Raw genomic sequence first — 8,212 nt, forward strand, 5'->3', positions numbered from 1 at the left:
TGGTACGGCCTATGGGGAGCAGGTCAGGCGCAACCCGTTGATTAAATTGGGGAATTCTGGAGCGGGCGATGGGAATCGAACCCACGTCTTGAGCTTGGGAAGCTCAGGTCCTGCCATTGAACGACGCCCGCTCAAAAGGGCTGGCAGCGCAGCCCCTTGCAGACCGCATTCTAGCCCGGAGCAGCGCAACTACAGTCCGCCCAGGCAGAGATATTTCAGCTCCACGTATTCCTCGATCCCGTGGCTGGAGCCCTCGCGCCCCAGGCCGGACTGCTTGACGCCCCCAAACGGCACCTGCTCGCTGGAGATCAGTCCCACGTTCACCCCGACCATGCCCGCTTCCAGCGCCTCGCTGACGCGGATGATGCGTGCCATGTCGCGGGCGTAGAAATAACTTGCAAGGCCGAACTCGGTGGCGTTGGCGGCAGCGATCGCCTCTTCCTCCGTCTTGAAGCGGACAATCGGCGCCAGCGGCCCGAAGGTCTCCTCGCGCGCGAACAGCATTCCCGCGGTGGCGTCGGCGAGCACCGTGGGCTCGAAGAATTGCCCCGAACCCAGCTCCGGCAAGGGCTTGCCGCCGGTGACGATGCGCGCGCCCTTGGCCACGGCGTCCTCCAGGTGGCGCTTCACCTTCTCCACCGCCGCCGGCTCGATCAGCGGGCCGATCGCCACGCCTTCCTCGAAGCCATTGCCCACCCTGGCCTGCTGCACGCGTGCGGCGAACTTCTCGACGAATTCGTCGTACACGCCCTCCTGTACGTAGAAGCGGTTGGTGCACACGCAAGTCTGGCCGGCGTTGCGGTACTTGCTGGCAAAGGCGCCTTCCACCGCCGCGTCCACGTCGGCATCGTCGAACACCAGGAAGGGCGCGTTGCCGCCCAGCTCCAGAGACAGCTTCTTGATAGTGGGAGCGCACTGCTTCATCAGGATGCGCCCGACCTCGGTGGAGCCGGTGAACGACAGGTGGCGCACGTGCTCGCTCTCGCACAGCACGCGGCCCACGCCGGCTGCGTCGTCGCTCGTCACCACGTTCAGCACGCCCGCCGGAATGCCCGCGCGCAGCGCCAGCTCGGCCGCCGCCAGCGCCGTCAGCGGCGTGAGCTCCGCCGGCTTGACGACCACCGTGCAGCCGGCGGCGATGGCGGGCGCCACCTTGCGCGTGATCATGGCCAGCGGAAAATTCCAGGGCGTGATGGCGGCGCACACGCCGATGGGCTGGCGCAGCACCAAAAGGCGCCGGTCGTTCTGAAAGTGCGGCAGCACCTCGCCGTTCACGCGCTTGGCTTCCTCGGCGAACCATTCCACGAAACTCGCGCCATAGGCGACTTCGCCGCGCGCCTCGGCCAGCGGCTTGCCGCCCTCGGCGGTGATCAGGCGGGCCAGGTCTTCCTGGTGCTGCACCAGCAGCTCGAACCACCGGCGCAGCAGCTGGCTGCGCTCCTTGGCCGGGCGCGTGCGCCACGCGGGCAGGGCCTCACAGGCGGCGTCGATGGCGTGCCGTGCCTCGCGCGGGCCGAGGTTGGCAACGTCGGCAAGCCTGTCGCCCGTGGCCGGGTCGTGCACCGCAAAGCGCGCGCCACCGGCGAACCACTGGCCGCCCAGCAGGGCGTCGGTCCGCAGGAGCTGTGCGTCTTCGAGCAGGGCGAGGGGAGAGGAGGTCTTCTGGCTGTCCATGGCGTGGCTCCGCAAGGTCGTGGCGACGAGAAAGAGGGCGCAGGAACCCCAGCATAGCGCCGCTGCGCCTGGCGGGGGCGGCGTCGCTGGAAGGCCGCAAAACCTATAATTGCCGGTTGCCCCGCGCGTGGCCGCGCCGCGCCTTCCGAAGCGCCTGCGCCCCCCAACCTGAAAAGCCCCATGAGCACACCCACCTTCTCCGTCGCCGACATCCGCAAGACCTTCCTGGACTTCTTCGCTGCCAAGGGCCATACGGTGGTGGCCTCCAGCCCGCTGGTGCCCGGCAACGACCCGACGCTGATGTTCACCAACTCCGGCATGGTGCAGTTCAAGGACGTGTTCCTGGGCACGGACAAGCGCCCCTACGTGCGCGCCGCCTCGGTGCAGACGTGTCTGCGCGCCGGCGGCAAGCACAACGACCTGGAGAACGTGGGCTACACCGCGCGCCACCACACCTTCTTCGAGATGCTGGGCAACTGGTCGTTTGGCGACTACTTCAAGCGCGAGTCCATCGTCTGGGGCTGGGAGCTTTTGACGCAGGTGTACAAGCTGCCGGCGGACAAGCTGCTGGCCACGGTCTACCACGAGGACGACGAGGCCTACGACATCTGGACCAAGGAGATCGGCCTGCCGCCCGAGCGCGTGATCCGCATCGGCGACAACAAGGGCGGCAAGTACAAGAGCGACAACTTCTGGATGATGGCCGACACCGGCCCCTGCGGCCCGTGCTCGGAGGTTTTCTACGACCACGGCCCGCACATCCCCGGCGGGCCTCCGGGCAGCCCGGATGAGGATGGCGACCGCTTCATCGAAATCTGGAACCACGTGTTCATGCAGTTCGACATGAAGGAGGACGGCAGCGTGGTGCCGCTGCCCGCGCCCTGCGTGGACACCGGCATGGGCCTGGAGCGGCTGGCGGCCATCCTGCAGCACGTGCACAGCAACTACGAGATCGACTTGTTCAAGGTGCTGATCGAGGCGGCCGCGCGCGAGACCGGTTGCTCCGACCTGGACAACCCCTCGCTCAAGGTGATCGCCGACCACATCCGCGCCACGGCGTTCTTGGTGGCCGACGGCGTCATCCCGAGCAACGAAGGGCGCGGCTACGTGCAGCGGCGCATCATCCGCCGCGCCATTCGCCACGGCTACAAGCTCGGCCAGAAGACGCCGTTCTTCCACAAGCTGGTGACCGATCTGGTCGCGCAGATGGGTGATGCCTATCCGAAACTGCGCGAGCAGCAAGAGCGCATCACCGAAGTGCTGCGCGTCGAGGAAGAGCGCTTCTTCGAGACGCTCGCGCACGGCATGGAGATCCTGGACGCGGCCCTGGCGGACGGCGCCACCACTCTGTCCGGCGAACTGGCCTTCAAGCTGCACGACACCTACGGCTTTCCGCTCGACCTCACGCAGGACGTGGCGCGCGAGCGCGGCGTGGAGGTGGATGGCGCTGCCTTCGATGCCGCCATGCAGCGCCAGAAGACCCAGGCGCGCGCCGCCGGCAAGTTCAAGATGGACCGGGCCCTGGAATACAGCGGCGCAGGCCATGCCTTCACCGGCTACGACTGCCTGGAAGAGCAGGCGCAGGTGGTGGCGCTCTACCATGAGGGCACGCCCGTTCAGCGGCTGGAAGAAGGGCAAAGCGGCGTGGTGGTGCTGTCGTCCACGCCGTTCTATGCCGAGTCGGGCGGCCAGGTGGGCGACCGCGGCGTGCTGGCTGCCGAGGGCGTGCAGTTCGGCGTGAGCGACACGCAGAAGATCCGCGCCGACGTCTTCGGCCACCACGGCACGCAGACCCAGGGCACGCTGCAGGTGGGCGACACGGTGACGGCGCGCGTGGATGCGCAGCTGCGCGCCGCCACCGTGCGCAACCACAGCGCCACCCACCTCATGCACAAGGCGCTGCGCGAGGTGCTGGGCAGCCACGTGCAGCAAAAGGGCTCGCTGGTCGACGATGAGCGCACGCGCTTCGACTTCACGCACAACGCGCCCCTGAGCGATGCGCAGATCGCCGAGATCGAACGCCTGGTCAACGAGGAAATCCTCGCCAACCAGGAGACGCAGGCGCGCGTGATGGACATCGAAAGCGCGCAGAAGTCTGGTGCCATGATGCTGTTCGGGGAGAAGTACGGCGAGACCGTGCGCGTGCTCGACATCGGCACCAGCCGCGAGCTGTGTGGCGGCACCCATGTCTCGCGCACTGGCGACATCGGCCTGTTCAAGATCGTCGCCGAGGGGGGCATCGCGGCAGGCGTGCGCCGGGTAGAGGCCATCACCGGTCGCAACGCCCTGGCGTGGGTACAACAGATGGAGGCAACGCTGGAAGCCGCGGCTGCGACGCTGCGCGCGCCGCTGGCCGAGGTGCAGCCGCGCCTGGCCCAGGTGCTGGAGCAGGTGCGCTCGCTCGAGCGGGAAGTGGCTGCGCTCAAGGGGCGCCTGGCGGCCTCGCAGGGCGACGAGCTGGCGGCCCAGGCGGTCGAGGTGAAGGGCCTGAAGGTGCTCGCCGCCGAACTGCCGGGCGCCGACGCCCGCACCCTGCGCGAGACCATGGACAAGCTCAAGGACCGGCTCAAGACCGCCGCCATCGTGCTGGCCGCGGTCGATGGCGAGCGGGTGCAGCTGGCCGCCGGTGTGACGGCCGACGCCACCTCGCGCATCAAGGCGGGAGAGCTGGTGAACTTCGTGGCGGGTCAGGTCGGCGGCAAGGGCGGCGGCAAGCCCGACCTGGCCATGGCCGGCGGCACCCACCCGGCGGCGCTGGGCAAGGCGCTGGCCTCGGTGGTCGGCTGGGTGGGCGAGCGCGCCTGATGCAGCGGTGGCGGCTGGGGGCCGGGGCGCCCCGCAGCCGTCAGAACAGCTCGACCTCGTCGTGCTCGATCTTTCGGCCGAGCGCGCCGCTGTCGACCAGGTCGCCGTGGAAGCACACGCGGTCGCGGCCGTTTTCCTTGGCGTAGTAGAGCGCCTGGTCGGCCCGGCCGAGGATCTCCACCGGCGCGCCGCCGTGCGCCGCGGCAAAGCCGATGCTGACCGTGATGTGGCCGATCTGCGGGAAGGGGTGGGCCGCGATGCCCTGGCGCAGCCGCTCCAGCGCGCTGCGCGCCTGCTCCAGCGTGGCCGAGCGCAGCAGCACGACGAACTCCTCGCCACCGAAGCGGAAGATCCGGTCCTGCGTGCGAAACTGGCTGCGCAGCTGGTTCGCCACCAGGATCAGCACCTCGTCGCCATACAGGTGGCCGAAGCGGTCGTTGACCCGCTTGAAGTGGTCGATGTCGATGACCGCCAGCCAGTTGCTCGCCGCCTCCGTGGTGGCCCGTTTGAAGGACTGGCGCGCGAACTGCTCGTCGAAGGTCTTGCGATTGAGCAGGCCCGTGAGGGCGTCGCGCTCGCTGTAGTCGAGCAGGCTCTGGTAGTTCTGGTAGACCAGGAACACGCCGGTGATCACGTCGCGCTGGTGCCGGGAGAAGCGGCGCGGCTGGGAAATCTCCAGGCAGGCATGGGCGCGTTCGCCCAGCCAGACCGGCAGCCACAGGATGTGCGCGCCCGGGGCGCTGCGCTCGGTGCTCTTGCCCTCTTGGCCGATGCACTGGTGCAGCTCGGGCATGCTGGTCAGCAGCACGGCGCTCGGGTCTTCGCAGGCCTCCAGGGGGCTGGAGACGACCCGCGCGCAGCCCTCGGTCCAGCTGCGTGGGCGCACCCAGGTCCGGCCGCGGTGCGCGAAGATCTCCAGGGCGCGCACGCGCACGTCGCGACCCTGCTGCACCAGTGTGGACAGAACCGACACTTCCAGCATCAGGTGGTCGCGGTGGGCGGTCATCTCGGCCAGGTTCTGCAGCAGGGGTTTCATGGCGGACGACTTCTCTGGAGGAGGACAGGAAGGCGGGCGCCGCTCAATCGAGCGGGCGGCGCGTGAACACGAGGTCCCACACGCCGTGCCCGAGGCGCAGGCCGCGGTTCTCGAACTTCGTGAGCGGACGGTAGCCGGGCCGGGGGGCGTAGCCGTCGGCCGTGTTGACCAGCCGCGGCTCGCCGCCCAGGACCTCGAGCATCTGCTCGGCGTAGGGCTGCCAGTCGGTGGCGCAATGCAGGTAGCCGCCGGGCTTGAGGCGGTCGGCCAGGCGCGCCACCAGCGGGGGCTGGATCAGACGGCGCTTGTTGTGGCGCTTCTTGTGCCACGGGTCGGGAAAGAAGATGTGCACGCCGTCGAGCGAGGCGGGCGCCAGCATGTGTTCGAGCACCTCGACGGCGTCGTGCTGCAGGATGCGGATGTTGGTCAGCCCCAGCTCGCCGATGCGCTTGAGCAGCGCCCCGACGCCGGGCTCGTGCACTTCGCAGCACAGGAAGTCGTCCTGCGGGCGCAGCTGGGCGATGTGGGCCGTGGCCTCGCCCATGCCGAAGCCGATCTCCAGGATCAAGGGGGCGCTGCGCCCGAAAGCGGCGGCCGCGTCCAGGGGGCGAGGGGCGTAGTCGAGCACGAAGCGCGGCCCCAGCTCCTCCAGCGCGCGCGACTGGCCGCTGGTGGTCCGCCCGGCGCGCCGCACGTAGCTGCGGATGCCTTTCGGGTGGGCCACGCCGGCAGGCGTGCCGCCGCCCGAGGAGGGTGAGGCGGCGAAATCCTGGCAAGAAGAGGGCGGGGGCGGGTTTTGCATCACGGCGGGAAATTGTAGATTCTCGCCCAAGCGCGCACCCATAGGGCAAGTACCTGAGACAGGGTCCGCCCGGCGGGGGCTGGGGGCAGGCCCAACACCCGGGCTGCGGCGCCCAGCGCGTCCAGGGGGCGGCGCTCGTCGATCGGGGGCGCGCCGTGCTGCTTGGACAGCTTCTCGCCATCGGCGCCACGCACCAGCGGCGTGTGCAGGTAGTGCGGCATCGGAAGCCCCAGCGCCGACTGCAGCAGCATCTGGCGCGGCGTGTTGTCCGCCAGATCCTCGCCGCGCACGACGTGCGTGACGCCCTGGTCGGCGTCGTCCACCACCACCGCGAGCTGATACGACCACAAGCCATCGGCGCGGCGCAGCACGAAATCGCCCACCTCGCGCGCCACGTCCTGCTGCATCATGCCCAGCCGCCGGTCGCGCCAGCGCACGCCGCCAGTGGTCAGCACGGGCCCGCGGGCGGCCTGGCCCTCCGCCGAAGCCGCGGGCGGCAGACCCGCCTGCCAGCGCTCTGCATGGAAGCGCCAGGCACGCGCCGGGCGTCCGGCCAGGCCGGCGCGGCAGGTGCCGGGGTAGGGGCGTTCGGTGTGGCGCTCGTGCTCCAGCCCGCGCGCGGCGAGTGCGGCGTCGATGTCGCGCCGGGTACAGGCGCAGGGGTAGGCCAGTTTTCGCGCAATGCAGTCATCGAGCACCTGCTGGTAGCGGGCACTGCGGCGGGACTGGTAGAGCGGCGGCCCGTCCGGCTGGAGCCCGCAGGCTGCGAGCTGGGCGAGGATGCGCTCGGCGGCCTCCTGGCGGCAGCGCGGCGTGTCCACATCCTCGATGCGCACCAGCCAGCGCCCGCCGGCGGCGCGCGCATCCAGCCAGCTCGCCAGGGCGGCCACCAGCGAGCCCGCGTGCAGGGGGCCGGTGGGCGAGGGCGCGAAGCGGCCGACGTAGGGGGCAGCCGTCAAAGCACGGCCAGGGCCAGCGACAGGCCCGACACGAAGGCATCCTCCAGCCGATGCCCGAGGCACCAGTCGCCGCAGGCGCCCAGGCCGCTGTCCGGGTCCCACACAAAAGGTTGACCGAGCGGGCTCTGTGTCTGCGCATGCGGCCAGCAGCGCACCTGGCTGTGCGTGGGCGTGGCGTGGATGCCGGTGATTTCTGCGAAGGCGCGCGTGAGCTTGGCGCGGATGCGGGCGTGATCGTCGTGCAGGTGCTCGCGCGACCAGGCGGGCGAGGCCTGCACGGTCCAGCGTTCGATCTGCGTGCGCCCCGGCTTGGAGGATTCGCGCGCCAGCCAGGCGACGCGGTGGTGCGTGCTGCGCGCGGCGTTCCACTGTGGGCCGAGCGTGACCAGCCCGGGCCGCACGGCCTGGGCGAAGGCCAGCATCAGCGTCCAGCACGGCGCGATCTGCACGTCCGCCAAGGCCTCCACCCAGGCGGGCGCCACGCCGCACTCCGTCAGCAGCGCCTGCGTGAGCGGCGCAGGCAGGGCAAAGAGCACGCCGTCGAAGCCGGCGAAGGTGCGCATCGAGCCGTCCACCGCGGTGGTGCGCAGCTGCCAGGCGCGCGGGCGCATCGGGTCGTGCTCCAGCCGTGTGACGGCGGTGCCCAGGTGCAGGCGGCCCTCGGCCGCCAGCGGCTCACTCCAGGCCTGCACCAGCGCGTCCATGGTCGGACTCGCGACCCAGTGCGCCTCGCCCGGCGGCGGGGCGACCGCCGCCACCCGGCCACTGGCGTCGAGCACGCGCACGGTGCTCACACTCCAGCGGCGCACCAGCGTCGGGACGGTGTCGAGCGCCTGCTGAAAGCGCGCGTCGCGCACGGTGAAATACTGCGCACCGGCGTCGAAGCTGCCGTAGGTCGTGTCCAGCGAACCGGTGCGGCCGCCGGCCCTCGGCAGG

General features: G+C 70.3%; 6 protein-coding genes and 1 tRNA gene. 1 reads left to right on the plus strand and 6 read right to left on the minus strand.

The features are described from left to right. Positions 1–57: 57 nt before the first annotated feature. Positions 58–131 (minus strand) — tRNA-Gly (locus A612_RS07655). A 58-nt stretch (positions 132–189) separates the two neighbouring features. Then, on the minus strand, positions 190–1,674 hold the full coding sequence (locus A612_RS07660) for an NAD-dependent succinate-semialdehyde dehydrogenase (protein ID WP_019373917.1): 1,485 nt from the start codon (positions 1,672–1,674) through the stop codon (positions 190–192). Positions 1,675–1,854: 180 nt separating this feature from the next. On the opposite strand from A612_RS07660, the gene alaS reads away from it, so the two are divergent. Continuing rightward, positions 1,855–4,479 carry an alanine--tRNA ligase gene (alaS, locus tag A612_RS07665; RefSeq protein ID WP_019373918.1) on the plus strand — a complete coding sequence of 875 codons (2,625 nt, stop codon included), beginning with the start codon at positions 1,855–1,857 and terminating at the stop codon, positions 4,477–4,479. A gap of 40 nt (positions 4,480–4,519) precedes the next feature. Here the strand turns inward: alaS and A612_RS07670 are convergent, their stop codons facing one another. The 4 genes from A612_RS07670 to A612_RS07685 all read right to left on the minus strand — a co-directional run. Beyond that, complete coding sequence (locus tag A612_RS07670; RefSeq protein ID WP_019373919.1) at positions 4,520–5,515, minus strand: GGDEF domain-containing protein; 996 nt, start codon at positions 5,513–5,515, stop codon at positions 4,520–4,522. Between the two features lie 43 nt (positions 5,516–5,558). Continuing rightward, on the minus strand, positions 5,559–6,317 hold the full coding sequence (trmB, locus tag A612_RS07675; RefSeq protein ID WP_019373920.1) for a tRNA (guanosine(46)-N7)-methyltransferase TrmB: 759 nt from the start codon (positions 6,315–6,317) through the stop codon (positions 5,559–5,561). Then, the gene (gluQRS, locus tag A612_RS07680) at positions 6,317–7,276 is read right to left on the minus strand and encodes a tRNA glutamyl-Q(34) synthetase GluQRS (RefSeq protein WP_019373921.1); all 960 of its coding nucleotides are present in this window, start codon (positions 7,274–7,276) and stop codon (positions 6,317–6,319) included. Before gluQRS ends, trmB begins: the two co-directional genes overlap by 1 nt. After that, on the minus strand, positions 7,273–8,212 hold a 940-nt coding region (locus A612_RS07685), incomplete at its 5' end, for an NAD(P)/FAD-dependent oxidoreductase (protein ID WP_019373922.1). The genes gluQRS and A612_RS07685, both read right to left, overlap by 4 nt.

The organism is Melaminivora alkalimesophila (genome assembly GCF_000282995.1).
GTDB lineage: Bacteria > Pseudomonadota > Gammaproteobacteria > Burkholderiales > Burkholderiaceae_C > Melaminivora > Melaminivora alkalimesophila.

Bases quoted from the DNA above. Each gene is read 5' to 3' on its own strand.
- A612_RS07660 (WP_019373917.1), bottom strand. From the start codon at position 1,674: ATGGACAGCCAGAAGACCTCCTCTCCCCTCGCCCTGCTCGAAGACGCA.
- alaS (WP_019373918.1), top strand. From the start codon at position 1,855: ATGAGCACACCCACCTTCTCCGTCGCCGACATCCGCAAGACCTTCCTG.
- A612_RS07670 (WP_019373919.1), bottom strand. From the start codon at position 5,515: ATGAAACCCCTGCTGCAGAACCTGGCCGAGATGACCGCCCACCGCGAC.
- trmB (WP_019373920.1), bottom strand. From the start codon at position 6,317: ATGCAAAACCCGCCCCCGCCCTCTTCTTGCCAGGATTTCGCCGCCTCA.